At 51.9% G+C, this 26,636-nt stretch carries 27 protein-coding genes and 1 pseudogene; 22 read left to right on the forward strand and 6 right to left on the reverse strand.

What is annotated here, in order from left to right; genetic code table 11:
- Positions 1–28: 28 nt before the first annotated feature.
- The 3 genes from pheT (at position 29) to XYCOK13_RS18730 (ending at position 3,800) form a co-directional block, all read left to right on the forward strand.
- Complete coding sequence (gene pheT, locus XYCOK13_RS18720; RefSeq protein ID WP_213413763.1) at positions 29–2,473, forward strand: phenylalanine--tRNA ligase subunit beta; 2,445 nt, start codon at positions 29–31, stop codon at positions 2,471–2,473.
- Between the two features lie 104 nt (positions 2,474–2,577).
- On the forward strand, positions 2,578–3,240 hold the full coding sequence (gene zapA, locus XYCOK13_RS18725; RefSeq protein WP_213413764.1) for a cell division protein ZapA: 663 nt from the start codon (positions 2,578–2,580) through the stop codon (positions 3,238–3,240).
- Positions 3,237–3,800 (forward strand): CvpA family protein, encoded by a 564-nt coding sequence (locus XYCOK13_RS18730; RefSeq protein WP_213413765.1) that lies wholly within the window; start codon positions 3,237–3,239, stop codon positions 3,798–3,800. Before zapA ends, XYCOK13_RS18730 begins: the two co-directional genes overlap by 4 nt.
- A 104-nt stretch (positions 3,801–3,904) precedes the next feature.
- On the opposite strand, the gene XYCOK13_RS18735 is transcribed toward XYCOK13_RS18730, so the two are convergent.
- Positions 3,905–4,279: a cupredoxin domain-containing protein gene (locus tag XYCOK13_RS18735; RefSeq protein WP_213413766.1), complete on the reverse strand. Its 375-nt coding sequence runs from the start codon at positions 4,277–4,279 to the stop codon at positions 3,905–3,907.
- Positions 4,280–4,609: 330 nt separating this feature from the next.
- Here XYCOK13_RS18735 and XYCOK13_RS18740 point away from each other — a divergent pair, with 330 nt between their 5' ends.
- A complete protein-coding gene (locus tag XYCOK13_RS18740) occupies positions 4,610–5,530 on the forward strand; it encodes a hypothetical protein (protein WP_213413767.1) in 921 nt (306 codons plus the stop codon).
- Between the two features lie 99 nt (positions 5,531–5,629).
- Here XYCOK13_RS18740 and XYCOK13_RS18745 read toward each other — a convergent pair whose 3' ends face one another.
- Entirely contained in the window at positions 5,630–6,010 is a 381-nt protein-coding gene (locus tag XYCOK13_RS18745) for a phage holin family protein (RefSeq protein WP_213413768.1), read from the reverse strand.
- Positions 6,011–6,225: 215 nt separating this feature from the next.
- On the opposite strand from XYCOK13_RS18745, the gene XYCOK13_RS18750 reads away from it, so the two are divergent.
- From XYCOK13_RS18750 to XYCOK13_RS18805, 12 genes are all read left to right on the forward strand, one after another.
- Positions 6,226–8,589 (forward strand): endonuclease MutS2, encoded by a 2,364-nt coding sequence (locus XYCOK13_RS18750; RefSeq protein WP_213413769.1) that lies wholly within the window; start codon positions 6,226–6,228, stop codon positions 8,587–8,589.
- A gap of 15 nt (positions 8,590–8,604) precedes the next feature.
- A complete protein-coding gene (locus XYCOK13_RS18755) occupies positions 8,605–9,030 on the forward strand; it encodes a DUF350 domain-containing protein (RefSeq protein ID WP_213413770.1) in 426 nt (141 codons plus the stop codon).
- 130 nt (positions 9,031–9,160) lie between these two features.
- Complete coding sequence (locus tag XYCOK13_RS18760; protein WP_213413771.1) at positions 9,161–9,640, forward strand: hypothetical protein; 480 nt, start codon at positions 9,161–9,163, stop codon at positions 9,638–9,640.
- Positions 9,641–9,787: 147 nt separating this feature from the next.
- Entirely contained in the window at positions 9,788–11,107 is a 1,320-nt protein-coding gene (locus XYCOK13_RS18765) for an MFS transporter (RefSeq protein ID WP_213413772.1), read from the forward strand.
- 86 nt (positions 11,108–11,193) lie between these two features.
- Positions 11,194–11,685 carry an Lrp/AsnC family transcriptional regulator gene (locus XYCOK13_RS18770; RefSeq protein WP_213413773.1) on the forward strand — a complete coding sequence of 164 codons (492 nt, stop codon included), beginning with the start codon at positions 11,194–11,196 and terminating at the stop codon, positions 11,683–11,685.
- A gap of 14 nt (positions 11,686–11,699) precedes the next feature.
- Positions 11,700–12,896: an aminotransferase class I/II-fold pyridoxal phosphate-dependent enzyme gene (locus XYCOK13_RS18775; protein ID WP_280520919.1), complete on the forward strand. Its 1,197-nt coding sequence runs from the start codon at positions 11,700–11,702 to the stop codon at positions 12,894–12,896.
- An 83-nt stretch (positions 12,897–12,979) separates the two neighbouring features.
- Complete coding sequence (locus XYCOK13_RS18780; protein WP_244865263.1) at positions 12,980–13,240, forward strand: aspartyl-phosphate phosphatase Spo0E family protein; 261 nt, start codon at positions 12,980–12,982, stop codon at positions 13,238–13,240.
- An 80-nt stretch (positions 13,241–13,320) separates the two neighbouring features.
- Positions 13,321–13,884, forward strand: a complete 564-nt coding sequence (locus XYCOK13_RS18785) for a cob(I)yrinic acid a,c-diamide adenosyltransferase (RefSeq protein WP_213413774.1) — start codon at positions 13,321–13,323, stop codon at positions 13,882–13,884.
- Positions 13,881–14,858, forward strand: coding sequence for an RluA family pseudouridine synthase (locus XYCOK13_RS18790; RefSeq protein WP_213413775.1), 978 nt, complete (start codon positions 13,881–13,883; stop codon positions 14,856–14,858). The genes XYCOK13_RS18785 and XYCOK13_RS18790 overlap by 4 nt, the downstream gene beginning before the upstream one ends.
- 44 nt (positions 14,859–14,902) lie before the next feature.
- Positions 14,903–15,268 (forward strand): arsenate reductase family protein, encoded by a 366-nt coding sequence (locus XYCOK13_RS18795; protein WP_213413776.1) that lies wholly within the window; start codon positions 14,903–14,905, stop codon positions 15,266–15,268.
- On the forward strand, positions 15,268–16,449 hold the full coding sequence (locus XYCOK13_RS18800; protein ID WP_213413777.1) for an aminotransferase class I/II-fold pyridoxal phosphate-dependent enzyme: 1,182 nt from the start codon (positions 15,268–15,270) through the stop codon (positions 16,447–16,449). The genes XYCOK13_RS18795 and XYCOK13_RS18800 overlap by 1 nt, the downstream gene beginning before the upstream one ends.
- A gap of 15 nt (positions 16,450–16,464) precedes the next feature.
- On the forward strand, positions 16,465–17,358 hold the full coding sequence (locus tag XYCOK13_RS18805; RefSeq protein ID WP_213413778.1) for a 5'-3' exonuclease: 894 nt from the start codon (positions 16,465–16,467) through the stop codon (positions 17,356–17,358).
- Positions 17,359–17,365: 7 nt separating this feature from the next.
- Here the strand turns inward: XYCOK13_RS18805 and XYCOK13_RS18810 are convergent, their stop codons facing one another.
- Positions 17,366–17,659 (reverse strand): hypothetical protein, encoded by a 294-nt coding sequence (locus tag XYCOK13_RS18810; protein WP_213413779.1) that lies wholly within the window; start codon positions 17,657–17,659, stop codon positions 17,366–17,368.
- A 121-nt stretch (positions 17,660–17,780) separates the two neighbouring features.
- The gene (locus XYCOK13_RS18815) at positions 17,781–18,077 is read right to left on the reverse strand and encodes a DUF3055 domain-containing protein (RefSeq protein ID WP_213413780.1); all 297 of its coding nucleotides are present in this window, start codon (positions 18,075–18,077) and stop codon (positions 17,781–17,783) included.
- A 225-nt stretch (positions 18,078–18,302) separates the two neighbouring features.
- Between XYCOK13_RS18815 and XYCOK13_RS18820 the strand changes: the two genes are divergently transcribed.
- The 6 genes from XYCOK13_RS18820 (at position 18,303) to XYCOK13_RS18845 (ending at position 25,492) form a co-directional block, all read left to right on the forward strand.
- Complete coding sequence (locus tag XYCOK13_RS18820; protein ID WP_213413781.1) at positions 18,303–19,304, forward strand: HRDC domain-containing protein; 1,002 nt, start codon at positions 18,303–18,305, stop codon at positions 19,302–19,304.
- 431 nt (positions 19,305–19,735) lie between these two features.
- Positions 19,736–21,004 carry a hypothetical protein gene (locus XYCOK13_RS18825; RefSeq protein ID WP_213413782.1) on the forward strand — a complete coding sequence of 423 codons (1,269 nt, stop codon included), beginning with the start codon at positions 19,736–19,738 and terminating at the stop codon, positions 21,002–21,004.
- Between the two features lie 141 nt (positions 21,005–21,145).
- A complete protein-coding gene (locus XYCOK13_RS18830) occupies positions 21,146–21,658 on the forward strand; it encodes a MauE/DoxX family redox-associated membrane protein (protein WP_244865265.1) in 513 nt (170 codons plus the stop codon).
- A gap of 68 nt (positions 21,659–21,726) precedes the next feature.
- Positions 21,727–22,203 carry a thioredoxin domain-containing protein gene (locus XYCOK13_RS18835; protein ID WP_213413784.1) on the forward strand — a complete coding sequence of 159 codons (477 nt, stop codon included), beginning with the start codon at positions 21,727–21,729 and terminating at the stop codon, positions 22,201–22,203.
- A 28-nt stretch (positions 22,204–22,231) separates the two neighbouring features.
- A complete protein-coding gene (locus XYCOK13_RS18840; protein ID WP_213413785.1) occupies positions 22,232–23,494 on the forward strand; it encodes a type 2 periplasmic-binding domain-containing protein in 1,263 nt (420 codons plus the stop codon).
- Positions 23,495–23,602: 108 nt separating this feature from the next.
- Complete coding sequence (locus XYCOK13_RS18845) at positions 23,603–25,492, forward strand: ABC transporter ATP-binding protein (protein WP_213413786.1); 1,890 nt, start codon at positions 23,603–23,605, stop codon at positions 25,490–25,492.
- A 47-nt stretch (positions 25,493–25,539) separates the two neighbouring features.
- Here the strand turns inward: XYCOK13_RS18845 and XYCOK13_RS18850 are convergent, their stop codons facing one another.
- Both XYCOK13_RS18850 and XYCOK13_RS18855 read right to left on the reverse strand, forming a co-directional pair.
- Positions 25,540–25,917, reverse strand: coding sequence for a LytTR family transcriptional regulator DNA-binding domain-containing protein (locus XYCOK13_RS18850; protein WP_213413787.1), 378 nt, complete (start codon positions 25,915–25,917; stop codon positions 25,540–25,542).
- 222 nt (positions 25,918–26,139) lie between these two features.
- Positions 26,140–26,625 (reverse strand): annotated as a pseudogene (locus XYCOK13_RS18855) (magnesium transporter CorA family protein); the annotation flags it as partial.
- Positions 26,626–26,636: the final 11 nt, after the last annotated feature.

The following is a 26,636-nucleotide window of genomic DNA, read 5'->3' on the forward strand; positions in this document are numbered from 1 at the left end:
CGCAAATAAAGAAAGGAGCGTATGACAAGTGAAGGTATCTTATCAATGGTTGTCCGAATATGTGGATATAACCGGTTATTCCGCGCAGGATTTGGCTGAATTGCTGACCCGTGGAGGCATTGAGGTAGATGTCGTGGAATCCCGAAACAAAGGCATCGAGCAAGTGGTAGTGGGCTACGTGACGGAGCGGGAGAAGCATCCGGATGCGGACAAGCTGAATGTGTGCAAGGTGGATATAGGCAGCGGGGAGCAGCTGCAAATCGTATGCGGCGCGCCGAACGTCGATGCCGGCCAGAAGGTGCCGGTTGCCGTTGTCGGCGCCCGCCTGCCGGAAGGTCTGAAGATCAAGCGCGCGAAGCTGCGCGGGGTAGAATCGCAAGGCATGATCTGTTCGGCGAAGGAGCTTGGCATGAACGACCGGCTGCTGCCGAAGGAAATTCAGGAGGGCATTCTCGTTCTGCCGGACACGGCGGTAGTCGGCAGCGATATTCTGGATGTGCTCAGCCTGAACGATGAGGTGCTCGAGCTTGATTTGACGCCGAACCGCTCGGATTGCTTGAGCATGCTTGGCGTAGCCTATGAAATCGCGACCTTGCTGGGACGCGAGGTCAGGCTGCCGAATGTGCAGCAGGGGCTGCGCGAATCGGAGACAGACGCAAGCGGCATGGTGCAGATCGAGATCAGTGCGCAGGAGCAATGCTCCCATTATGCGGCAAGGATAATCGAAGGCGTTACGATTGCGCCGTCTCCGCTGTGGATGCAAAATCGCCTGATGGCAGCAGGCATCCGGCCGATCAATAACGTGGTCGACATTACGAACTATGTCATGCTTGAATACGGGCAGCCGCTGCACGCCTTTGATGCGGATCGCCTGGCAGGCGGGCGGATTGATGTGCGGCTCGCCGGGAATGGGGAGCGGTTCGTGACGCTGGACGATGTCGAACGCGAGCTGAAGCCGCATATGCTGGTCATCGCCGACGGGGAAAAAGGAGTGGCGCTTGCCGGAGTAATGGGCGGCGCGAATTCGGAAGTAACCGGCGCGACAACGCGCATCATGCTGGAAGCCGCCAAGTTCGACGGCGGTGCCGTACGCAAGACTTCGCGCGAGCTTGGCTTGCGCTCGGAATCCAGCCTCCGCTTTGAGAAGGAAGTGGATCCTGCCCGTGTCCTGGAAGCATTGGACCGCGCCGCTTCCTTGATGTGCCAACATGCGGGAGGTACCGCTGCAAAAGGGATCTCGGAGAAGCGCATCAAGGAAGTCGAGCCGCTTCACGTAGTCGTGTCCCGCGACAAGATCAACCGCTATCTGGGCACTTCCTTGTCCGCGGAGCAAATTGGAGAAATTTTGGCTAAGCTGCGTTTTCCTTATCAGGAAGCAGACGGCAGCTTCATGATTGAAGTGCCGACACGCCGCGGCGATATCGCCCTGGACGTTGATATTATCGAGGAGATTGCCCGCCTGTACGGGTACGACCAGATCCCGACCACCTGGATTGAGGGAGCAACAACGCCGGGCGCACTGACTGCCAGCCAGCGCATCCGCCGTTCTCTCAGGGAATTGCTGTCGAGCTCCGGTTTGCTGGAGGCAACGAATTATTCGTTCGTTCAGCCGGATCAAATTCGCGAGCTGCCCGGGTTGTATCCGCAGATCAAGCCGATTGCGCTGGCGATGCCGATGAGCGAGGAACGGTCGGTCATGCGTACGAGTCTGCTTCCGCAGCTGGTGGAGATGGCGGTCTACAACCGCAACCGCAACGTGGAAGACCTGGCCGTCTTTGAGTTTGGACGCATTTTCCTGACGGAGCAGGAGCAGCTCACCGAACTGCCGCGCGAGCGGGAGATGCTGGGCGTTCTGCTGACCGGTCATCGCGAGCCGCTGCATTGGAGGGGCAAGCCGGCAAAAGCGGATTTCTATGATATCAAGGGCGTTGCAGACCAGCTAATGCGCTATCTCGGCTTGGAGACGCGCATCCGCTACGAAGCGCTGCAGGCGGATGGCTTCCATCCGGGACGGACCGCCGGGATTTACTTGTCAGACAGCGCATCCCGCACCCTGGTAGGGATCGTCGGCCAGCTTCATCCGGAGCTGCAAAAGGCGAAGGATCTGGCTGAAACCTATGTGCTTGAACTGGAGCTTGATGCGCTGTACGAGCATGTGTCGGAGGAGATTGCCTATCAAGCGCTTCCCCGCTTTCCTGCTGTGAGCCGGGACATCGCAGTGGTCGTGAACGAATCCGTCGCTGTCGGCGATTTGCTGGAGACTGTGCGCGCTTCGTCTGGCGAGCTGCTAGAGTCCTTAAGCGTGTTCGATATTTACCAGGGGGAGCATCTTGGCGCCGGGAAGAAAAGTGTGGCGCTGTCGCTTGTATTCCGCCATGCGGAACGCACACTGCAAGACGAGGAAATTACAGAGCAGTATGAGCGCATCGTCCATGCGTTAGCCTCCGGACACGGGGCTGAACTGCGAAAATAGTTTCCTGCCGTCAGGCAGGAAATGCGCTGGAGGCCAGCGAATTGGGTAAGAGAAAGAATCGACTGGCTTCCGGCCGGTGTATGGAGTAGGGAGTGTGAACGGCTGTGACGGAAGAGAAGAAGAGCGTGACGGTAGATATCTACGGCACTCAATATAAATTAAAGGGCGGCGCGGAGGCCTCAACCGCCTACATCCAGCGCGTTGCCGCTGAAGTCGATGGCCGCATGCGCCAGTTGTCCGACAATTTCCCGCGGCTTGACATGCCGAGGCTGGCTGTTCTGACTGCTGTGAATGTGATGGACGATTGCTTCAAGCTGATGCAGGAGCTGGAAAAGGCGCAGCTGAAGCAGGATATGAGCGAGCGGCAGCGGCAGGAAGAACGGGCACAGCAGCAGCGCAACTATGAGGATGAGCAGGCAGCATGGAAAAAAGAATTGGAAGGTCTCAAAGCCCAGGTTCAGCAGCTGCAGGAGGAAAAAGAGCAAGGGGAGCAGCGCATCGCGTTGGAGCGCAAGCGCAATGAAGAGCTGCTTCGCGAGCTGGACCAGTTGAAAACAGCGGTTCAGCAAGATAAAGCAGAATGGGAGCAGCAGATGGACGAGCAGAAGGAAGCCCACAGCGAAGAAATTCGCAAGCTGCGGGAAGAGCTGTCGCAAGGCTCCTCATTGCAGGAGGAATATGCCAAGCTGCAGGAGGAATACGCCAAGCTGCAGACGGAATATAACGAGTGGATTCAACTCGTAGAACAGGATCATCCGGGGAAATGAACGGCTGGTCGGACTGGAATGTCCTGGATTGGACGATCGCGGCCATCGGACTGGCCGCGCTTGTGTACGGATATAAAAATGGCCTAGTTAGACAGCTTGTTTCCTTGGCAGGCCTGGTCGCAGCTTATGCGGCCGCCTTTTTTTTCTATGAGGAGGTCGCGAAGTGGCTGCCTCCCCTGATTCCATATCCGGATTTTGCAGATGAACGGCTGGCATTCCTGAGTCAGCTGGCCAACGTGGAATCTTATTTTTATCGGACGCTGGCTTTTGCCCTCCTGTTCTTCGGCACGCGAATGGCACTTGGCGTCGTCGGATCTATGCTGGACATAGCGGCCGGGCTCCCTGTGATTTCCTTTTTCAACCGCTGGGGCGGCGTGTTGCTGGCAGGCTTGGAGGCTGTAGTACTGATTACCGTCGCAGTCAATGTGATGAGTATCCTGCCGTATGAAGCGCCGCAGCGATGGCTGGACGGTTCCTTGTTGGCTCCCTGGTTCCTTGACAGCGTACTGGGCTTTGCCTCTAAGCTCCATGAGCTCTGGACAGAAGCGGGCCGCGCATAACGGCGAATCCGACAGAGCTGCAAGCTATGCGCAATAATAAAAAAAGGGTTGCCCTTCATGATGCTGAAGGGGCAGCCCTTTTTTTTTGGGTTAGCTGATGTTGATTACTCGACAACAAGCTTCGCTGTCATCGTGGAGTGGCCGGTGCCGCAAATAATGTTGCACACAATATCATACGTGCCAGCTTCGTTAATGGTGTACTGCACTTCCTTGTCTGCGTCCAATTGAATGCCCAGGCCTCTGATTTCAACCCCGTGCACGCCTTCTGCGTTGGTCAGCAAGAAGTTGACCGGCTCGCCTGCCTTCACGCGGTATTCGTCTTGGTCAAAGTCCCAATTGGTTGCTTCCATGGTAATGCTTGCGGCAGAAGGTTCATTCGTCTGGACCGCTTTATCCGAAGCGCTGCTGTCGCCGCCTCCGCATGCAGTCAAGCCGATTGCCATAGCCAGCGCCATCACACTAATGATCATCTTTTTCATGGTAGACCCCTCCGTTACGAAAAGTATTGTGATCCTTGTCACAAACATAATCATACAAGTTTTACGGTTCCTATCTTACACCACATGAGAAGAAATTGCAGTGACAAACCTGTGAAGAATCGTTGGCGATCTCGTGGCGGAGGCGTTGGATTCAAGTTCTAGCGGCAACTGGCGAATTGCTGGAAGAATAAAAGCGCGGACGGCAGGCATTAGGGAGAGAGTGCGGGGGTTTTTTGAAGAAATAGTCAGATGCCCATCGCCCAAACAAACTGTAGGCGCATATGCTATCGAAGAATACGGGATCACAAAAAAAGGAGTTTTGACAAGATTATGAGTGAACATCAGCCGAAACCAGACGCTCTTGCCCAGTCGGCCCCATCTTCTAATGAAGCGCCGATGCCGTCAGCGGAAGCGCCGTCCGTCAATATCGCGCCGAAGCCAATGGCAGAACAACCTTCCGCCAATGTTGCGCCGAAGCCGCCTGCCAACGTCCAGCCGAGTGTGAACCAATCTCCGCTGTCGCAATCCATGCCGAAGCCGACAGCCCCGATTTTTGAAGCGCCGTCTGCAGGCGCAGTCCCCAATCTGCCTATGCTGGAAGCGCCAAATGCTGCACCAAATGCAGCGCTGGCGAAACCTATGCCCAAACCGCCAGCTAACGCCGCGCCTAATGTGAAATTCGCGCCTATACCGAAGCAGACGGCGAGCCATAAGGCTTCCGGCAGCTATGCTATGGGGATGCCGGGATCATTGTCTCCTGCTGCGCCGATGCCAGGGTCCCTGCCGAACTGGCAAGCGTCGATGCCCATTCAGGCAATGCCGGGGATACAGCCGTTTCAGGCTCCGGCCCAAGCTATGTACAGCATGCCAGAACCGCCCGCTTATCCGGTTCCAGCCAGCCATGCTAATCCGGTCGCGACCCTGCCGTACTTCTCAGGCTCTCCTAATCCGGCCGCGCCTCTGGTTGGCGGGAATATGCAGCACCATGGCCATTGGAAGCATCCGGCTCACTCTGCCGGGGCTTATCCGGGTCTTCCGGCTTCTATTACCCCTTGCTCGCATGTACCGACCATGGAGCAAGTGCTTCAGACGATTGGTCCGTCGGTACACGACGGCCTCTCTGAAGCTATGTACCGCGGTGTACCGCAAGCGATGACCCGAACTTCGGCGATTTCCTATTTGATGGGAGCCGGTTATTCCCGGGAAGCAGCCCAACAGTTTGCAAGAGCCTGGGAGCAGCAGTTCTCTTGAGCAGCAGCTCATCGATCGAATAAAGATGCCGCAGCAAACCAAGAACGCCTGCTGGCGGGTATGGAGCCCGTCCGGCGGCGTTCTTGGCTGTTCATCAGGTTAGCGAGCTTTCTCACGATCTCCGTCCTTGTTACGGGAACCGGCTTCAAACGGCGTGCTGACCGGTATGAACAAATCGATTATGCCGATGACTAACGCGGCCAAAATGGCGCCAATGACGCTGACCTCTACACCGCCGACAATAAATTGCGCCAACCATATAACGGCGGCACTAGTCAGAAATCCGACTATCCCCCGGCCGAATGGCGTAATCTTTCGGCCAAAAATTCCTTCAAGCACCCATCCTGCAGCGGCAATGACCAGCGCCAGCAGAAGCGCGCTCCAGAATCCGCCGATTTCAAATTGCGGCACGATCCAGCCTACAACCATCAGCACAAGTGCAGCAACAATAAAACGTACGACTGCTCCAAGAAATTGCATCGAATCAAGCCTCCTTGTTATTCGGTGCATTTGCTATTGTGGCCTTCGTTCAGCCGGTTTATGCTGGCACCTCTTGCCTGCGGGAAGGACAGGCTTTTGTTCGATCCGATTTACGGCAGTGCCGGGAACCATTCGGCTTCATCCGCTTTCGAACATGAGGATTAGCACCTGGAGCGGCTTTTCGTTTATAATGTGGGATGGAGGGAGTGTCACACTTGAATCCTAAAACGCTGCAAACCTTGGAATTTCACAAAATCATATATAAATTGGAGCGCCATGCTGCAACTTCGCTCGGCAAAGCTGCGGCTCAAGAGCTTGAGCCTTCGACAGATTTGGAAGAAGTCAAGCTCAGGCTGCAGGCCACTGATCAAGCGGCGCTTGTCGAGCGTCTAAAGGGGCCGCCGCCGTTTGGCGGCATCAAGGACATCCGCGAAGCGCTGTCGCGCGCTCGCATTGGCGCCATGCTGCATCCGCAGGAGCTGCTTGATACAGCCAATACGATATACGGATCGCTGCGCTTGAAAAAGTTTTTGCTGGCAGTGGGCGAGGAGCAGTCCATCGGGCTGTTGACGGACATCGCCAAGCGCATACCCGACCTGCAGTCGTTGGAGAAGCGAATCAAGTCCTGCATCGATGATGCCGGCGATGTAATGGACAGCGCCAGTCCCGATCTGGCTCGCATCCGGCAAGAAATGCGCGCAGGGGAGGGGCGTGTCCGCGAGAGGCTGGAGCAGTATATCCGCAACAGCTCCACCCAGAAGATGCTGCAAGAGTCAATCATTACTTTGCGCAACAACCGCTATGTCATTCCTGTGAAGCAGGAATACCGCTCGCATTTCGGCGGGATGATCCACGACCAATCCGCATCGGGAGCGACCCTGTTCATCGAGCCGGAGGCGATTGTGCAGCTGAATAACCGCCTGCGCGAGTTGAGATTGAAGGAAGAGAAGGAAATTGAGAAAATTTTGCGCATGCTTACGTCCGAAGTGGCCGAGCAGGCAGATGAACTGGCCGATACGGTAGATGCATGCGGCGTGCTGGATTTCATCTTCGCCAAGGCCGGGTTGGCGCACGAAATGAAGGCGTCGCTGCCGATCATGAACGACCGGGGCTTTCTGAAGCTGAAGCGGTCTCGCCACCCCTTGATCCCGGCTGACGAAGTGGTGCCGATTGACGTAGAGCTCGGCAATACATTCAAGACCATTATCGTGACGGGTCCCAATACCGGGGGCAAGACTGTATCGCTGAAGACGATCGGGCTGCTGAGTCTCATGTCGATGTCGGGTCTGTTCATCCCGGCAGAGGACGGCAGCCAAATGTGCGTATTTGACGGCATCTATGCCGATATTGGCGACGAGCAGAGCATTGAACAAAGCTTGAGTACCTTCTCCAGTCACTTGACCAATATTATTCGCATCCTCAAGGAGATAACCCCGAAGAGCTTGGTGCTCTTGGATGAGCTGGGAGCAGGCACCGATCCGGCGGAAGGCTCAGCGCTTGCGATAGCCATGCTGGAGTATATACGCCGCATCGGCTGTCGCATGGTAGCGACCACGCATTACAGCGAATTGAAGGCTTATGCGTACGAGCGCAAGGATATCATTAACGCGAGCATGGAATTCAACGTGCAGACCTTGAGCCCCACCTATCGGCTCATGATCGGCGTTCCCGGGCGAAGCAATGCCTTTGCCATTGCGGAACGACTCGGCTTGCCCAAACCGATCATTGATCAGGCACGCGGTCAGATCAAGGAAGAGGACCAGCAGGTGGAGCATATGATCGCTTCCCTTGAAGCGAATCGAATCAGTGCGGAAGAAGAGAGGGATAAGGCAGAGCAGCTGAGACGAGAGGTCGAACAGCTGCGCAAGCGGCTAAGTGAAGAGAAGGCGAAGTTCGAGCAGCAGAAAGACAAGCTGCTGCAGAAGGCTGAACAGGAAGCGCAGCAGGCGGTCGAGCAAGCTCGCAAGGAAGCGGACCAAATTATTTCGGAGCTGCGCAGGCTTGCCATGGAGGAGCGCAGCTCCATCAAGGAGCACAAGCTTATTGAAGCGAAGCGGGCTTTGGAGGAAGCAAGGCCGAAGCTCCGGGACCAAGCCACAGCCAAGCCGCGGGCAGGCGCGAAGCAGGCCAAGGTCGAGCCGGGCGACGAAGTGCAGGTTATAAGCCTGGGACAGAAGGCGCATGTGGTGGAGCTGGTCGGCCATGCGGAGGCCATGGTTCAGGTAGGAATAATGAAGATCAAGGTAGCCCTGTCCGATTTGGAGCTGATTCAGCAAAAGCCGGAACCCGTCAAGCAGAAGGCGGCTGCCGGACTGAAGCGGACTAAGGGGGATCAGGTGCGGACCGAACTGGACCTTCGGGGAAGCTCGCTGGAGGAGGCGCTTGTTGAGGTGGACCGCTTCCTGGATGAAGCTTTTCTTGCGAACCTGGGTCAGGTATACATCATCCATGGCAAAGGTACGGGCGTGCTGCGCAACGGGATTACCGATTTCTTGCGCAAGCACAAGCATGTGAAATCGTACCGTCTGGGACAATTCGGGGAAGGCGGCTCGGGGGTTACGGTAGCCGAGCTGAACTAAAGGAGGAGATCGCCATTGAATGAGCATATTGACAAGCTTCTGGACATTGCCATCTTCCAGACCTTGGCTTTTTTCTCGGTTGCGGTGCTCGCTTTAATCGTGTTTCTTTCCTTGTTCGAGTGCGTAACGCGATACAGCGCCTGGGATGAGATCAAACGCGGCAATGTGTCAGTCGCATTGGCGGTCAGCGGCAAAATTCTGGGCATTTGCAACATCTTCCGATTCGCCATCATGAGCTCGGAGGGCGACACCATCTATGCGTCTTTCTTATGGGCAGGCTTTGGCTTCGTCCTGCTGTTGATTGCATATTTTATATATGAGTTCTTGACGCCTGTCTTCCGGATTGATGAAGAGATTGCCCGTGACAATCGGGCAGTAGGCCTTATATCAATGATCATTTCTATTGCATTATCTTACGTAATCGGGGCCAGCATCCCATAAGCGGCACCAAATAGCTGGGGAAAGGGGCATGGCAACAATGAAGTACTTATGGGGAACGCTGTTTGCCTTGGCGGCTGTTTTTATTATCGTTGGCATTTATTATTTCATGACTCACTAGGAGGAATCTGCTATGCGCCAGGTTTGCCCGTGGTGTGATACCGAGATTGTATGGGACGAGGAAACGGGTGCGGAAGATTTATGCCCGCATTGCTTCAATATGATTAACGAGTACCGAACGCTCGGCGTTACACTCGAGGAAAGCGGTGAGGCAGAGGAGAAGTCTGATCAGCCGCTTGCATCTGAAGGTGGAGGAGTCTTGCCGAGAAATTGGGATCAGTTCGATAAGCAGGTCCAGCATTATATGGAGGGGCAGCAGGATGAGGCTGAGTGCGAGCATTGCCAGGAGCCGATGATTGCGGCCGGCGAGATGGAAGTGGACCGCAGCAGGTTCTTGCCGAGAATTCCGGAATTGGGCGGTCCCCCCTTGCTGCAGCCTCCATTTGCGCTAACGTTGTTCGTCTGTCCCTACTGCTTTGTGACCAAAAACAAGCTGTCGCCGGGTGACCAGACCAGAATCACTGCCATACTGGAAAACAAGAAATTTCGTTGATTCCGTATTGCCCATTCATACTGCCAGCCGCTGTTTTGCAGGCTGGCAGTTTTTGTTCGACCGCTTTTTGCGTTTTTTTCGTTTCCTGCGCCGTTTGATGGGGAAGCTTAAAGGACAGACCAAAAGCGGGCGGGGGGTTGACGAAACATGCCATTTGGACAGACCCGGTCACATTTTCCAAAAATGTGGGTTCGCGGGCGCAACAGCCAGAGCGGTTATTATCGTCATTCTGACAAGGGCAAAGAGAAGAAGCCGGCCAGAAAGTCCGGATCGCTGCCCGGTCAAGCGGTGCTTCTCCTCGTAGTCTACGGTTTGTTTGCAGCGGCCAACGCGTTGTCGGGGGCTTTTGTCAATGTGTATCTCTGGAAGGAAAGTCACAACTTCGCATTAATCGGCGGATTTTCACTGGCTCATTATGTCGTAAATGCCCTTACGTTTTTTTTGTCTGGCAAATGGGTAAAGGAACGAAACAAGATGATCAGCTTGCGCCTCGGCATAGCGGTCTCTGCTGCGTTTTATCTGCTTGTGCTTCTTCTCAAAAGCAAAGCGATCGACTATGCCTATGTGCTGGGCGCTGTACAAGGAATAGGCGCAGGCTTGTATTGGCTGGCGTTCAATGTAGTGTATTTTGAGGTGACGGACCCGGACAACCGGGACCGCTTCAATGGAGGGGCAGGCTTGCTTAGTTCTGGAGCAGGCATGATTGCGCCATGGCTGTCAGGCTGGATCATTGTAAGCATGGCCGATAATGCAGGCTATATGCTGATCTTCAGCATTTCCCTGGGCGTATTCGTGCTTGGGGTAATTGTCAGCTTGTTTTTGCGCAAGCGCAAGCTGTGCGGAACATACGAGTGGACTCATGCTTTTCGCAATATACAGGAGAAAGGCAACCCGTGGCGAAGGGCGATTCCGGCCTTGGTGGCACAGGGCGCGCGTGAAGGCGTATTCCTGTTCGTGATCGGCTTGCTTGTATTCATCGCCACCAATGATGAGCAGAAGCTGGGCAATTTCTCGCTGATTACATCGGGCGTGGCGCTCATTAGTTTCTGGCTGATCGGGAAGCTTCTGAAGCCGCATTATCGATCAGCCACGATGTTAGTGGGAACCGTTGTGATGACGCTGATCATTCTTCCTCTGTTTTGGGACGTGAACTATGCAACGCTGCTGCTGTTCGGCATCGTTACTTCCTTGTTTTTTCCGCTGTTTTCCATTCCCATGACTTCCACGGTATTCGATATTATCGGCAGGGATCGGGAAAGCGCGGAACACCGGGTGGAATATGTCGTCTTTCGCGAGCTCGGTCTTAACACCGGACGAATCCTCGGTGTCCTGTTATTCATCATTGTCGTCTCTCAGAGCACAAAGCCGCCTGCAATCAACAGCTTGCTGCTTGCGGTAGGGAGCCTGCCGATTCTCTCTTGGCTATTCATGCGCAAAATCCAGGGCATCAAGACTAAAAAAAGTTAAGCGGCGACCTTTTCAGCTAAGGTCTTTTCATTGTATGATGTAAGAATAATCTTTTTCCAATAATCGAGAGAAGGGCGGGATACTCCATGACTGAGCTGAAATCCAAAATTTTGGATATCTTGAAAGAGGATGCGCGCCGAGAGCCGGCGTTGATCGCAACGATGCTCGGCAAGGAGGAGGCGGAGATCAAGCAGGCCATAACGGAAATGGAACGGGAGAAAGTTATCGTCAAGTATGTGCCTGTGATCAATTGGAACAAGGCGGACGACGACAAGGTGACGGCGCTTATCGAAGTGCAGATTACTCCCGAGCGGGGACGCGGGTTCGATGCGATTGCCGAGCGGATTTACTTGTACCCGGAAGTGAAGACGGTGTACCTGATGTCTGGCTCCTATGATTTGCAAGTCGAGATCGAGGGACGGACGCTTCGCGAAGTGGCGGATTTCGTATCCACCAAGCTGTCGACGATCGATTCGGTGCTTTCCACGAAAACGCATTTTATCTTGAAGAAATACAAGCAGGACGGGATTATCCTGGAGGACCATCAGGATGATCACCGCATGCTGATATCGCCGTAAGGGAGAGGTTAGTTATGACGGTTCCATCCTCATCATCCATGCAGCGTTATTTGACCGAAACAGTGCGGGATATTCCTCCATCAGGAATCCGCAAGTTTTTCGATCTGGTCAGCGCGAGCAAGGATATTATTTCACTTGGTGTTGGCGAACCGGACTTTATTACGCCTTGGCGTGTGCGGGAAGCTTGCGTTTATGGGCTGGAACAGGGCAAGACAACCTACACGCCAAACAGCGGCTTGCTCGAGCTGCGCGAGGAGATTGCCTCCTATTTGCACAAGAGCTTTGCTGTCACTTATGAACCATCGAATCAAGTGATGGTGACGATCGGCGGCAGTGAGGCTATCGACTTGGCTTTGCGTGCTTTGGTGAGTCCTGGCGACGAAGTGCTGGTCCCGGAACCAAGCTATATTTCGTATTCGCCGATTGCAACGTTGTCGGGCGGCAAGGCTGTGGGCATTGAAACGTCCGCCAAGCACCAATTCAAGCTGCAAGCCGAGCAGCTGAAGCAGCACATTACACCGAAGTCCAAGGTGCTGATTTTATGCTATCCGAGCAATCCGACGGGCGGCGCGATGACTTATGAGGATTGGCTGCCGATTGCCAAGGTAGTCGAGGAGAATGACCTTATCGTCATCTCCGATGAAATTTATGCCGAGCTGACGTATGGCCATAAGCATGTAAGCTTTGCCGCCATGCCTGGAATGAAGGACAGAACGATTTTGGTCAGCGGCTTTTCCAAGGCGTTCGCGATGACCGGATGGCGGCTCGGATATGCGTGCGGGCATCCCGATCTGATTGCAGCGATGCTGAAAATTCATCAGTATACGGTCATGTGCGCCCCGGTTATGGGACAGATTGCGGCAATCGAAGCGCTGCGCAACGGATTGGAAGAGAAGGACCAGATGGTCGAATCCTACAATCAACGAAGGCGGTTGGTAGTCAAGGGCTTCCGGGAAATCGGCCTCGAATGCCATGAGCCTCAAGGGGCATTCTACGCCTTTCCTTCGATTCAGTCCACGGGCTTGAGTTCGGAGGAGTTCGCCCAGCGGCTGCTGCAAGAGGGAAGGGTTGCTGTCGTTCCCGGACATGTATTCGGCAAAGGCGGGGAAGGCTTTGTCAGATGCTCGTATGCAACATCGATATCACAATTAAATGAAGCGCTGGACCGAATTGGCAGCTTTGTAAGCAAATTTGAGAAAGCGCCTATTTAAAATTGGTATTTTCTCGACATTTTGTTATACTTAAGTTGTATAGGTATGAATCTCGCAAGCTATTTTGAGGGAGGGATGGTCATTTGACTGCATTGGAATTTAATCGTTTGTCACAAGCAGGCGTTCTGTTAATCCAGGAAGAGCCCAAGCGTTACGATGTTCCGAAAGCAAGACATGCATCCTGTTTACCTTTGGTTGAGGAGATTCAGAAATTGCGCTTACTGATGGAGAAGGCGGCCGGTGATGAGGGGAATCTCTCCTCGGAGCTGGTTATCGAGATCAGCATGAGGTTGGATGAAAAGATCAATGAATATATGACGTTGCGAAGAAGAGCCGGGGATTAATGCCCAGCTCTTTTTTAGCGACTGTGTAGGCAGGCCAAAACTTCATTATCATGATCGGATGCAACAATGGGGGGAATCATATGAAAATCTATACGCGAACTGGTGATCAAGGCGAAACGGGAGTGATCGGCGGACGTGTGCCGAAAAACAGTGTGCGTGTCGAGGCTTACGGAACGGTGGATGAGCTGAACAGCTTTATCGGTTTGGCCGTGTCCTCTATGGCAGAAGATCGCTACAGCGATATGCGTGCAGATTTGTTGGAAATCCAGCACGAGCTGTTTGACTGCGGGGCTGATTTGGCAACCTTGCATGCGCGCTCATACAAGGTTGAAGCGTCTATGACTGATCGGCTGGAAGCGGCGATTGACCGTTATGAGAAGGAGACTTCAGCGCTTTCGCATTTTGTCTTGCCCGGCGGCAGTGCCGCGGCAGCTCACCTGCATATCAGCAGAACGGTGTGCAGACGGGCCGAGCGGCGAGTGGTTGAGCTGGCTCTGCAAGAGGAAATCAATATCGAAGTACGGACGTACTTAAACCGGTTAAGCGATTTTCTGTTTATGCTGGCCCGTGCCGCCAATGCCCGCGAAGGGGTGGAGGACATTCATTATGTACGGGGAGGCCAAGTGTTTCGCACGCGCTCATGAGCTACTATAAACCATTACAATATATCGTGCCGGACAGCGAGGACGGCTGGCTGCTGCGGACCGTCCTGCGCGGTCGGATGTCCCTCTCGAAGAAGCTGCTTTCCCGGCTGAAATGGACGCCGCAAGGGATTACCGTCAACGGCGAGCGGTGTCCGGTCAATGTGAAGCTGCGTGCCGGGGATGTAGTCGAGGTTCGCATGCAGGAAGAAACTTCCGACGACATATTGCCTCAGAATATTCCGATTGAGATCCTGCACGAAGACGACCATTTACTTATCTTGAACAAGCCTCCCAACATCATTGTTCATCCGACGCATGGACACTACGTGAATACATTGGCCAATGCGGTCGCCTATTATTGGCAACAGCTGGGGAAGCAGCATCGCTTCCGCCCCGTTCATCGGCTGGATCAGGAAACCTCGGGTGTGCTGGCCGTTGCCAAAAATCCGTATGCCCATCAGCAATTGTCCATCCAGTTTCAGGAGCGGCGCGTGAAGAAGTCTTACAGGGCAATCGTTCATGGTGTTCCGCATCCGCAGGAAGGATCGATTGACGGACCCATCGACAGACGCGCTCCTGGGGATTATGTGCGCATTGTCCGGCCGGATGGCGCTCCTGCAGTGACGGGGTACCGCGTCATGGTCACCATTGGCGCATTTAGTCTGGTCGAAGTCAAGCCACAAACTGGACGGACCCATCAAATTCGCGTGCATATGCGGCATATCGGCTGTCCGATTGTGGGAGACAAGCTCTATGGCTTCGATTGCATGGAGCTAGCGAATGGCGAAAGAAGCAAGGACGATTGGGGAATGGGCTATCCGATTGAAAGGCACGCGCTTCATGCAGCCACACTCTCCTTCCTCCACCCGGAAGATGGACGGGAAGTCACATACGAGGCGCCGCTGCCTGCCGATATGCAAGCTCTGTTGGATTATGCCTCAAGCACTCTCACGGAACCGATGGATGGGAAATAGATAGCAGGCAAATACGAATCGAATAAATAGAAAGGTGAAGATGTATGAAAAAACTGACGGTGTACCAATATCCGAAATGCAGCACTTGCCGGAACGCATTGAAATGGCTAAAGGAACACGGGTATGAAGTAGAATCGATCGATATTGTCGAACATCCGCCATCCGTGGAAGAGCTGACGGATCTCATCGCGAAGAGCGGACTGGAATTGAAGGCATTCTTCAATACCTCCGGGCAGGTGTACAAGGAGCAGCAGTTGAAGGACAAGCTGCCTGGCATGACTAGAGAAGAACAAATTCGGCTGCTTTCCTCGAACGGCAAGTTGATCAAGCGGCCGATTGTGACGGACGGCACAGATGTGACAGCAGGCTTTCGCGAGGCGTTTTTTGCAGAGAGATGGGGGAACGCTTAATGCGCTTTTCCCTCTCGCAACGGGTTGCCCGAATGGGCTCTGCCATATTCGCGGAAGTTGCCGGCTGGAAAGCGGAGGCACAGGCATTGGGCCGGGATTTGATTGATCTGGGAATCGGGAGCCCCGATCTGCCGCCTTCGCCACGAGTGCGGGACGTGCTCACAAGCAGCATCTCTGCTGACGATAGTTATGGATATCCGCTGTCAAAGGGGAACGAGCAATTTCGGCAAACGGTCTGCCGCTGGTATGCGCATCGCTTCGGCGTTCAATTGGATGCTGAACGGGAAGCGCTGGCGCTCATGGGGTCGCAGGACGGACTTGCACATCTGCCTTCCGCCATCGCAGACCCTGGAGATATTGCGCTATTGCCCGATCCGGGTTATCCTGTCTATTTGGCAGGCGTGGAGATGGCGGGGCTCCATCCATATTTTATGCCATTAACAGAAAGCGGGGACTATCTCCCGAATTTCGAGAGCATTCCAGAAGATGTCGCCCAAAAAGCAAAGCTGATGATATTGAATTATCCAAGCAATCCGCTTTCAGCAGTAGCCGAAAGGGCATTCTTCGAGGAAGCCGTTCGGTACGCCGAGCGCTCGGGAATCCTCATCGTCCATGATGCGGCATATTCCGAAATGGCGTTCGACGGATTTCGGCCAATGAGCATCCTCGAAATTCCCGGAGCAAAGGAAGTAGCGATTGAGTTTCATTCGCTTTCGAAGAGCTTTCACATGGCAGGATGCCGGATCGGCTTTGCTGTTGGAAATGCAGAAGCTGTTCATGCGCTTCAAGTGTTGAAGGCCAATATTGATTATGGCGTGTTTCAACCTGTGCAGGAAGCAGGGATCGCTGCCTTGGAGGAAGATATGGAGGGGAAGCCGTCAGTCGCCGCGCACTACCAACACAGGAGAGACTTGTTTATCGATGCGCTGGCTAAGGAGGGCTGGCAGCTGCCCAAGCCCAAAGCGACAATGTTCGTATGGGCACGTATCCCGCAGGGCTGGACATCTCGACAAATTTCCCGGGAAATGCTGCTGAGAACCGGTGTATCTGTCATACCTGGCGATGCGTTCGGCAAAGAAGGAGAAGGATATGTACGGATGGCGCTCGTCCAATCTGATGACCGTTTATTGGAAGCGGCAGCACGAATAGGGAAGTTTATGAGCGAGAATTGGAAACGGTAAAGGAGTTCTGAATCGATGAATGAAACCACAGAAAACAAGCAACACCTGCTTATCGTAGACAGCTTTGCCTTATTGTTCCGCGGTTTTTTTGCAATGGCAATGAGCGGCAACTATATGCGCAATTCCTCGGGATTGTACACGAATGGCCTCTATCAGTTCACGAAATATATGCTGCATGCAATTGACACCTTTAAGGCGACCCATGTCGCCTGCGCATTTGACATGGGCGCCAAGACTTTTCGCAATGAGCGTTATCCGGACTATAAGGCGAATCGTGCGGCTCCGCCCGAAGAGCTTGTCCCGCAGTTCGACCAATTGTGGGAGCTTGTCGAAGCTTTCAGTATTCCATGTGTAGGGAAAGCAGGATATGAGGCGGACGACGTGATTGGTTCGCTGGCGAAGCGCTACGCTGCTGAAGGGATACAGGTTACGATTCTGACTGGAGATGGCGACTCTCTGCAGCTGATACAAGAAGATGTCCAGGTGGCGATGATGAAAAAAGGCTTCGGCAATTATGAGGTGATTGGCCTGCATAATTTGCAGGAGCTTAAAGGAATTGCCCATCCGTCCCAAGTGATCGAAATGAAGGCGCTTATGGGCGACGCGTCCGACAATATTCCGGGATGCCCGAATGTAGGACCGAAGACGGCGCAGAAGCTGATCGCCGAATTCGGGTCGGTAGAAGGGGTATTTGCGAATATCGGTCAAATAAAAGGCAAGCTGAAGGATCGGCTCATCGAAAATCGCGAACTGATCCACTTGTCCCACGAGTTGGCTACGATTCAAGTCGATGTAGAGATCGACTGTTCGTTATCCGCTTGCGAATACAAGATCGATGTGCCCAAGCTTCTCGCCAAGCTGGAAGAGTTGGAATTCAAATCGTTCATTCGTCAATTCGCTGCGGGATAAGGAACGGTTATCTTTCTACGGGAAATTCATCGACTTTTTCGTCATGAGTCAGATGTTCAGGCGGATCATGGCGCGGCAGTCCTTCGTGCAGCGCACGATTTTCATAAGAAAATCGATTGGGTGGCCGCTGATCTTCCCGCCAAGGGGTGCTCTTGCCGAGACTCTCGCTAAGCAGCGGAGAACCGTACGGTCCTTCGGGAAATTCCTCTGCGGTGAGGTCGTTCCGCTGGGATTCCACAGTGGAGACGTCTGTATAATCGCTGCGGCGCTCTTGGATAAACCCGTCTTTGGCATCAGCCATGCTGTTTCACTCCTCCCCGAAAATAGAATAAGTCCAACCGCCGCTCAGGGGTGCTTGATGCAAGCGTCGGTCAGACTTATCGTTCACTATGGGGACGAATCTTATGCGCGGGTGCTCCAAGTCAGGTATCCGAGAAGTGTATCGCGCCAACTACTTGAAGCAGGAAGCTGTGCAGGTCTTCGGCTTGTTCTTCATTCAAGCGGAAGACATGCTCCAAATAGCCTTCTTCGTCCAAATCATCCGGTCCAATAATGGCGGTGACGCCGGATTGCAGATCGGTCACCAGCTTCTTCCCGTAAAATCGGTTCGTGGTCGTAATGGCCAAATCGAATCGATGCATGGAAGGACCTATAAAACAAACATATCGCGTTGTTGTTTCTTCATTGCTGTCTGACAAAAAATCAAAGTCCTCGGCCAATGGTGTCCACTCCTTTCACTTGCTGCTTTCACCCATTATACATGCTGGCGGGTCAATGAGGAAGGGCGGCGCAGCAGATGTAAAAAAAAAGGGTTGCGTCATTTGGCGATTTGTGGTAATCTCGTGGTAGCGATAAAATTGTGGAGGAAGCACCTCACTAACCGTATTGGGTTGGTGAGGTGCTTTTCTTTTTTTAAAAAAACAGTAGATCTGGAGGTGTAAGACATGAATATTTTATTCATGAACAGCTTGCAAAGAGAGGAGGGGCAGGACATCCTATGCACGGCGCGTATCTGCGTCGGAATGGACGAGGATCATTGGAGAATCGTCTGGACGGAAGATCGGATGGATCATCCGTCCAAGCAGGAGGACTGGTATGAAGGGCCGGAGCAGGAAGAGATGAAGGCGATTCTTCAATATCGTCTGGCCGGCAAGATGGGAGAAGGGTTTTTGCCAGTGGTGGAAGGACTGCTCGAAGAATCCGTGCCGGTCAGCAATCGAGCCTCCTTGTCGCAGATGCTTGTTTTTTATGCGGAGCGCTATCCGAACAAAGCTTTGTTTGACAGGCTGCGTGCTTGGAGAAGAGAGAAGGCCGGACAGCTGGGCAGAGCGCCATTCGTGGTTGCGACGAACAAGCTGCTGCACCTGCTCGCGGTTTTTGTTCCGCACAACAAGGAAGAGATGCTGCAAATTCCGGGATTCGGGGAGTACAAATGGAATCTGTATGGGGAGGAGCTGGCCGCTCTGCTCACGAAGGAATCTCGCCATCATTCCTTTCCGTTGCAGTGGGTAGCACAGCAGATGGATCATCGCGAGCTGTTCGTTTGGATGTGCCGGCAGCATGAGCATAAGCACAAAAATATGCTGGCTCGACACCAGCATCGTAAAAAGCTGCTCGCACACGCTTCGCGCAAAAGCACGATGGACGAACTGGAGAAGGAACTGTCCTTGCCCAAGCGCGAGGTCATTCTGCTGATGGAGAAGCTTGAAGAAGAAGGATATGACTTGTCCGTCCTGACAGCGAGCTGTGCTGAAGAAATACCGCAGCAGTTCAGGGACAGCGCCATGCAGGCCTTTCGCGATCAGGATACCCGGTTCCTGAAGCCAGTCCTGCACAAGTTGTATACAGAAGAAGAATTGCAGGGTCAAGATATTCAGCAGCTTTATGATTGGCTCCGTATCGTGCGGATGGAGGTGCGCAAGGAATCTAGTAAAGCTTCGAGCTGATAGTATCGGTAAGCTTTGTCGAAGCTGAAGGAGTGGAGGGAAGCGATGCCCATTCGACAAGTTTCGTGCGAGTTGCTCCCGTTTCATCTCCACTTATTCCAACGTTATTTTTTTAGGGACGAATATCATATACACTGAAATAGCAAAGGTAAAGCGTTTTCACTGGGTCTAACACGTAAGAGACCGTGGAAAGGAGGTGAAATGTGATGAATTGTGATCATTATTCTTGCAGTGGTGGCATTTTGTACTGGGTTAACAAGTGTACAGGAGAGTACAGACAAGTCGGCAGTTGCTAGTACTTTGGAGAAGAAGGGGGCTTACGGTCTCCTTCTTCTTGCATTTATTCAATTTGGCAGTTGTAAACTTTCTGTTATTATTACATATATAAGAATTGAAGGGTTGCTTTGTTTAAATTTAGAAGGGGTGACGTCTTGAAAGGCAGAGCTGTCATGATTCTTGTTTGTATCTTCCTTTCTGTAGGCTGTACGAATCATACTAGAGATATTGAAAGAGTAAAAGTCGAGCTTACATTCTCGACCTTTTTGACAGAGGAACAATTCGAGCAAGAGATAAAAGAGCCGCTTAAAGAACAATTTCCCAACATTGAGTTGATTCGTTTGGATGATAGCGGCAAAGGGGTGTTTTCTCTTCATCATGGCGCGGATATCCATCACGAAATGCTAGGTGGAAAAATGTATTTTAACGATTCCTCCTACGAGTCCTCATTTCCGGCTATCGATCTGACGGATTTGATCGCAGAAAGCGGGTTTCGCACGGAAACAATCCCGCAGCCGCTATGGAATCATGTAAGAGCAATCAGTTCGAATGGAGAAGTAGAGGGGCTGCCATACATTAGAAAATTGTATGGCTTGTTCGTTCACGAAGGATTTAGCGGCAAGGATGCCGCTTCCCAAGGGAATGTCACTTGGGATACCGTTGCGAATATGAATGCTGCGTTGCCGCCAACGGATAAAGGGCGATGGCTTCGGTATTGGCTCGTTTTTGAGATGATGAATCAGCTTTCGATTCCTTTAGTTCAAGCAGAGCATGACAGAGAGGAGCTGCGTTCAAAATTTTCAAAAATAGCAAGAGCTGTTGCACAGTTTAAGGCGGGCTCAGCCGGTATCACATTCTCGCAAGAAGATCTGTTGAATGGGGATAGCGGTGCCTTGGAAAACATTCAAACATTCGTTCCATCGGGAACAGCTACGCTGTATGCCCAAGCACGAAGGAACTATTCCGAGATCGAGCATTTGCTGGGAAAACCGGAATACGACGTTGCAAATTTTCCTTACTTTTCAGAAGATGAACCGGTGGTTCCTGCCAGGGTTCAAGAAATTTTGCAAATTGGCGAGAACAGTTCATACAAATATGAAGCATTTGAAATCATTGCATACATGGTGTCTGAACCATTCCAATTGAAGAACGCTCGCATCGGCCTTGGACCTGTGCTGGACGATATCCGTATATATGAGCAGTTCGGGCAGGATGTGCCTGCATTTGAAGGGAAGAACATCGCTGCTTTTTTCCAGCCTGGCTTGGCTGAATATCCGATCAACGCGAATATGCTAGTACAGCCCCTTGTAGAACAGGCGGAAGTGAAGATCTTCAACATAGTCGATTCCCAGTTAAAGGGGGAAATAGATGAAGAGGAAGCAACCAGATTGTATATGGAAGTCTATGCGCCGTTTGTAAGATAACAATCGACATCAATCAACTTTTTTCGCGCCACTTACTCCAGATTAAGCGCCATTTATTCCAAAGCTCTTTTCAGCGGAATGTAAATAAGGTATAGTGCATTGCAAAGGGAAATTCTTCCTTGTGGGGAGGGGAGAAAGGTGATGTTAAACGTTTTCTTGTTGTTTTTCTTGATCACAGTATTTCTTGTGTCTGGTGTCGGAAAGTTGTTAAGCAGAGCAACGTTTGAGCATACCTTAATTCAACTGAAGCTAAGCAGAAGGGCAACACCGTTCCTGTCTTATGCCGTTCCAATCGGCGAATTGCTTATTGTGGTATGCTTGCTCATACCAACTGTCCAGCTTCTAGGATACGTGACTGCGATGCTGTTTTGTATCAGCTTTATGTGGTCGGGAATTCGGGGCATACGCGCCAAGAAGAAAGTGGATTGCCAATGCTTCGGACAGCTTCTTGAAGAAAAGCTCGGTTGGAATACGTTAGTCAAGTCAGCTGTTTTGATTTTTGCAAGCGCTCACAATGCCTTGGCCTTTGTACCAGTATCTATCTTTGATTTCAGTTTCGTTGATCTGGTCAGTGCATGTTTTGTTGCAATTTCCATTCTTCTTATATATGGGCTCGCAAGCGCATTGATGCAAGGGAGTAGAGCCTCAGGCTGAAATAGGAGGAACAACCGTTGTCTGATATGTTTCTGATTGCGAATATAACAAGCTGGATTCTGCTTCTAGTGTTGGCCGTATCGTTCTTGAAATTGCGTAAGGATCTTAGCGGGTTTTTGTCGGATGCGAAGAAGCCAGCCTTGCAGAACATGGGGCTGAATAAGGGGGAGCGGGCACCGGACAAGGTCTATGAGCTTTTGTCTGAGCAGGAGAAGCACAGCAAAATTTTGGTCTTGCTGACTTCTACATCTTGCGATCTTTGTAAAAGAATTTATCCTGCACTGAATCCCCTGCAACTGAAATCTAAGAACAGATTGAAGATCATTTTGTTTACTGTCGGGGATGAGGAAAGTGTGAAACACGTGCTGGATGAATATGAGTTGGATGTGACGGCGTTCCCATCGCTATGGCCGGACATTAAAGAAACCTTCCGTATTGAGCATATTCCCTATGCTTATGTTTTTTCTAATGAGGGGAAGGTGTTGAATAAAGGGCTGGTCAATTCGCAAGAGCAGTTAAGTTATTTGTTGGATTACAAATTATAGGCGGATAATCCGTTTGGAGGTAAGAAGGTTGAAGGTACGTATTTCTATAATACTTGCAGGCATCTTCATGGTTTTCTCTATGACGGGCTGTAATGATCGGACACCGCCAGAGCAGAATTCTATCTCTCTGACTTTCAGCACCATATTGACAGCGGAGCAAATAGAGCAGGAGCTTGCAGTCCCGTTGCAGGAACGCTTTCCCCACATTGCATTTCAATTTTTGTCCGATGACTCCAAAGGTGCTCCGCCTGTTTACAGAGATGCGGATATTCGTCATGCCATGCTGGGCGGGTCTGCTTTGTTTAATGATTACCGCCTTCATGAAGAGCAGCGATTTCCCGCCGATGATCTGACGCCTATGTTGGAAGAGAGCGGGTTCGTCATGGAGTCCGTTGCCGCACCGTTATGGCAGCATGCACATGCGTTAAGCTCCGAAGGCATTGAGATGCTTCCATATACCAGGAAGCTGTACGGGTTATTCTACGACAGCTCATTACTGCAGCAAGGAACGTATGATTTCATGTCAGGCATGCTCACCTGGGAGCAGCTTGCACTGTGGAACCGGACGCTTCCGGACGAGCAAAAATCATGGTTCAAGCGCTGGATTGTTTTTGACATGATGAATCAGCTCTCCATTCCGCTTATTCGAGCCGATTATTCGCGTGAAGAGGTGACTGCTCGGTTTCAAGCTATATCGCATATGCTGGACACGCTGAAAAACAGTTCCGATTCTTATGCATTTGATGAAGTGGGTTTTGGTCCGGATTCGAATCCGGTTTATGCGCCGTCGGGCACCTACTCTTTATCCGCCCAAGCGCGAAGGCATTATAGTGAAACGGATCAACTGCTCAGACTGCCTGACTATCAGGTGACACATTTTCCTTATTTCGATGCAGACAATCCGACCATCCCTATCCGCATTGAGGAGGTATTGCTAGTCAACAGGGACAGTCCGCATCGCAGGGAGGCCTTCGAAGTGATTGCCTATATGCTGTCCGAGGAGTTTCAGCTGCGAAACGCCAGGAACGGTTTGGGACCAGTATTGGATGATCAGCGTATCTATGAACAATTTGGTGCGGATGTGCCGGAATTTCAAGGGAAGTCTCTGGAAGTCTTGTTCTCGTCGCATATGGCTCCGTTCCCGGAATCAGCCGAAGTGTTGGGCAAGCCAGTCGTAGAGCATGCCCAGGTGCAAATGCTGCGCATTGTCGAAGAGCTGCTGAAGGGAGAGATCAATCGAGAAGAGGCCACACAACAATTCGTGGAAGCCTACGCGCCTTTCATGCGCTAGATGCTTTTTCCGAGCCCACGCCAACTACTCTAGAAAGGGGGAACAGATCGTGTGGGAGACATGCAGAAACATGTGGCATCACCAATTTGATCATGAACCATTCGGGCTATGCCAGGACCGATACTGTTTCTGTTTGCATGCGGCTTGCCGGATGAAGGAGCTGTGGACTTCTTGAAGAGCAAAGGCTGGATTTTGATCCGTACACTTGGCAAGCTGTGCAAAGTCATATATCCGATGGGACGCATCTATTTCATCTCAACCGTATGTTTTTTTGCAGTTTTGGCGGTGCTGCCGATTGTTCAGCTGTATATGACCAAGCTTTTGGTCGATCAAATCGCGTTGATCATCCAGGAGGGATCGGACCAGCTTAGACACGGATTTGAGCTGCTTTCCTTGCAGCTGCTGCTGTTTATCGCCACACCTGCCCTGACCGAAATCAGCGGATTGCTGCGTTTGCGCTGGCTGCAAACAATCAACTTTTCGTTTGAGCGGGAAGTAACAGAAAAGGCTATGCGCGTGCCATTGCTTGCTTATGAGACGCCTGCATTCTACGACCAGCTCCAGCGTGCAACGGCAGGATTAGGGTCTAAGAGTGTAAGTGTGCTGGAGCAGCTGCTGACGATCTTTCGCAACAGCCTTACGCTTGTTGGCTATGCAATTGTATTGTTTAGCTGGCATTGGCTGCTCTTTGTCTGTATGCTTGCTTTCGTTATTCCGACATTGCTGGCTCATTGGCGAATGGGGAGAAGCAAGTTTGCACAGACCATCTACCAGACACCGTCTTATAGAAGCATGCATTACTTGCAGCACACGATGCGGTCCAGGGAAGCCTCCAAGGAGCTGAGAATTTTTGGCCACGGCCGTTATTTGCTCGCAGTGTGGAAACAGATTTATTGGAAAACCGCCAAGGAACAATTCAATTTGGAACAAAAGTTCACGAAGATCAAGCTTGCAGCCGAGACAGTCTCCCATACGGGAAGCATCCTGCTAATCGGCTCGTTCATGTGGGTTGGCTCACGAGGCGTCATGACAATCGGTACATATGTTTCGCTCTATCAAGCTGTTGCTTCTTCACAGTCGCTGCTGCAGCAGATGGCAGGGTCTATTGGAAATCTCTATGAGGACACCTTGCTAGTGCATGATGTGTTTCTGCTCTTGGATGCCGGGGAAGAGGCGGACGAACAGGCAGTCCGCGACACAGACCGTTATTCCTTCTCTCATTGCCTCCAGACAGAGCAACTCTCATTTTGCTATCCGAGCCGCTCGGCGGATACGCTCAAGGATATTTCCTTTTCCATTCAAAAAGGCGAGAAGGTGGCAATCGTCGGCGAGAACGGAGCGGGGAAAAGCACGTTTGTCAAATGTCTGCTTGGCCTGTATCCCGCAACCTCGGGACGCATTCTGATCGATGGCGAGCCCCTGGCCGGGGATCGCGCGGTTCAATGGAGAAAGCAGACTTCCGCGGTATTCCAGGATTTCGTTCACTATCACTTGACGGTAAAAGAGAATATCGGCATTAGCCGCGCGGATCAGCTCAAAGACGAAGAGAAGATAGCAGCGGCGGCAGCGGCGGCCGGCGCGTCTGAAATGATTGAGCGTCTCCCGGATCAATACGATGCTTTGCTTGGTACACCGTTCGTCGGCGGTCTTGAACTTTCCGGGGGGCTCTGGCAAAAGATTGCGCTTAGCCGCGCATTTTTCCGAGATTCGGATTTTATCGTCCTGGATGAACCGACAGCTGCATTGGACCCGATGGCTGAAGCGGAGCTGCTTGGCAAATTTATGGATATTGTGGAGCAGAAGACGGCGATTATTGTGACCCATCGGTTAGGGTGCTGCATGCATGTTGATCGCATCGTCGTCCTGAAGGATGGACAAATTGTAGAGGAAGGCGGACATGCCGCCCTGCTTGAAAAGAACGGGGAATATGCGCGCATGTTCCATGCCCAAGCGCAATGGTACAACGATAAGTCCAATGTCACAGTATCCGCCACTTAAGACGCTGTTGAAAGAGGGCGATGGTCACGTGCCCCCATAGTTTTGGCTTATTGTCTCAACTGTTTGCCGGTAAGCATTTGAAAGCATTGCTTCGCATACATCCGCGAAGCATGAATGGGCTGCTTGCAGTTATATAATTGAATCGTATAATTTCCGTAAATATACAGATCGCATCGCATAGACAACACCCAGCGAAAATTGACAATTTGACTGCGATTGACCTTGGTTATCCAGGGAGAGCATTGCTGCAATATATCTCTCAGCGTTGTAGAGGTATGTACCAGTTTGCCGTCCAACAAGGAGACGGTTACGGTGGTTTTGCCGGTTTTCTCGGCGAAAAGGATTTGCTCTTCCTTGAAAAGCTGCAGCTTCTCCATGCACTTCAGAGCAATGAAACCAGTCTGTCTTCCTTCAAGTCCAATCATTTATTCCCTCCTCATAAGTGAACTGGCGTTGTAACCTCTCCCTCCTGGATACCCTTATAATGGAATACTAACAATTCCATTATATGCAATATATAGCGAATCGGCAATGAAAAATCTAATTTTTCAGAGATTTTTTGATAGATGAAAAAACCGCCAATCCGATAGTTGGAATTGGCGGAGACTATTATTCCTTATAGATGAAGATTATATCGAATCCTCTTGTCAGAGCCAGCCTTTCTTGCGGAACAGAAAATACATGGAGCAGCCAACGGTCACCATGAAGCCCAATGCAATTTCAGCCCCGTAAGCCAAGTGCAGTCCAGGAATCGTTTCGAAGTTCATGCCGTAAATCCCGGTAATGAATGTGAGGGGCATGAAGATGGTAGTCAAGGCAGTGAACACCCGCATAATTTCGTTCGCGCGGTTGGTCAGGCTGGACTGGTAAGCTTCCCGAAGGTTGCCCATCAAGTCGCGGTATGTCTCGAAGGTTTCAGAGATTTTCACGGCGTTCTCATAAATATCGCTGAAGTATTTCTGCAATTGATCATCAATAAGACGCATTTCTCTGCGGTTAAGCTTGGCGATTAGATCCTTCTGCGGACCGAGCGCTTTCTTCAGCCATAGAATTTCACTGCGCAGTCCAATCAATTCATTCAGGTGGGATTTGCGCGTGCGGATGAGAATATCCTCTTCCAGCTCACTAGCCTTGCATCAATGCT

It is taken from the genome of Xylanibacillus composti, assembly GCF_018403685.1.
Lineage (GTDB): Bacteria > Bacillota > Bacilli > Paenibacillales > K13 > Xylanibacillus > Xylanibacillus composti.

What these genes read in the sequence shown, in the direction of transcription:
- XYCOK13_RS18730 (WP_213413765.1), top strand. Translation starts at nt 3,237, where the DNA reads ATGAACGGCTGGTCGGACTGGAATGTCCTGGATTGGACGATCGCGGCC.
- XYCOK13_RS18735 (WP_213413766.1), bottom strand. Translation starts at nt 4,279, where the DNA reads ATGAAAAAGATGATCATTAGTGTGATGGCGCTGGCTATGGCAATCGGC.
- XYCOK13_RS18740 (WP_213413767.1), top strand. Translation starts at nt 4,610, where the DNA reads ATGAGTGAACATCAGCCGAAACCAGACGCTCTTGCCCAGTCGGCCCCA.
- XYCOK13_RS18745 (WP_213413768.1), bottom strand. Translation starts at nt 6,010, where the DNA reads ATGCAATTTCTTGGAGCAGTCGTACGTTTTATTGTTGCTGCACTTGTG.
- XYCOK13_RS18760 (WP_213413771.1), top strand. Translation starts at nt 9,161, where the DNA reads ATGCGCCAGGTTTGCCCGTGGTGTGATACCGAGATTGTATGGGACGAG.
- XYCOK13_RS18765 (WP_213413772.1), top strand. Translation starts at nt 9,788, where the DNA reads ATGCCATTTGGACAGACCCGGTCACATTTTCCAAAAATGTGGGTTCGC.
- XYCOK13_RS18770 (WP_213413773.1), top strand. Translation starts at nt 11,194, where the DNA reads ATGACTGAGCTGAAATCCAAAATTTTGGATATCTTGAAAGAGGATGCG.
- XYCOK13_RS18775 (WP_280520919.1), top strand. Translation starts at nt 11,700, where the DNA reads ATGACGGTTCCATCCTCATCATCCATGCAGCGTTATTTGACCGAAACA.
- XYCOK13_RS18785 (WP_213413774.1), top strand. Translation starts at nt 13,321, where the DNA reads ATGAAAATCTATACGCGAACTGGTGATCAAGGCGAAACGGGAGTGATC.
- XYCOK13_RS18790 (WP_213413775.1), top strand. Translation starts at nt 13,881, where the DNA reads ATGAGCTACTATAAACCATTACAATATATCGTGCCGGACAGCGAGGAC.
- XYCOK13_RS18795 (WP_213413776.1), top strand. Translation starts at nt 14,903, where the DNA reads ATGAAAAAACTGACGGTGTACCAATATCCGAAATGCAGCACTTGCCGG.
- XYCOK13_RS18800 (WP_213413777.1), top strand. Translation starts at nt 15,268, where the DNA reads ATGCGCTTTTCCCTCTCGCAACGGGTTGCCCGAATGGGCTCTGCCATA.
- XYCOK13_RS18805 (WP_213413778.1), top strand. Translation starts at nt 16,465, where the DNA reads ATGAATGAAACCACAGAAAACAAGCAACACCTGCTTATCGTAGACAGC.
- XYCOK13_RS18810 (WP_213413779.1), bottom strand. Translation starts at nt 17,659, where the DNA reads ATGGCTGATGCCAAAGACGGGTTTATCCAAGAGCGCCGCAGCGATTAT.
- XYCOK13_RS18820 (WP_213413781.1), top strand. Translation starts at nt 18,303, where the DNA reads ATGAATATTTTATTCATGAACAGCTTGCAAAGAGAGGAGGGGCAGGAC.
- XYCOK13_RS18830 (WP_244865265.1), top strand. Translation starts at nt 21,146, where the DNA reads ATGTTAAACGTTTTCTTGTTGTTTTTCTTGATCACAGTATTTCTTGTG.
- XYCOK13_RS18845 (WP_213413786.1), top strand. Translation starts at nt 23,603, where the DNA reads ATGCCAGGACCGATACTGTTTCTGTTTGCATGCGGCTTGCCGGATGAA.
- XYCOK13_RS18850 (WP_213413787.1), bottom strand. Translation starts at nt 25,917, where the DNA reads ATGATTGGACTTGAAGGAAGACAGACTGGTTTCATTGCTCTGAAGTGC.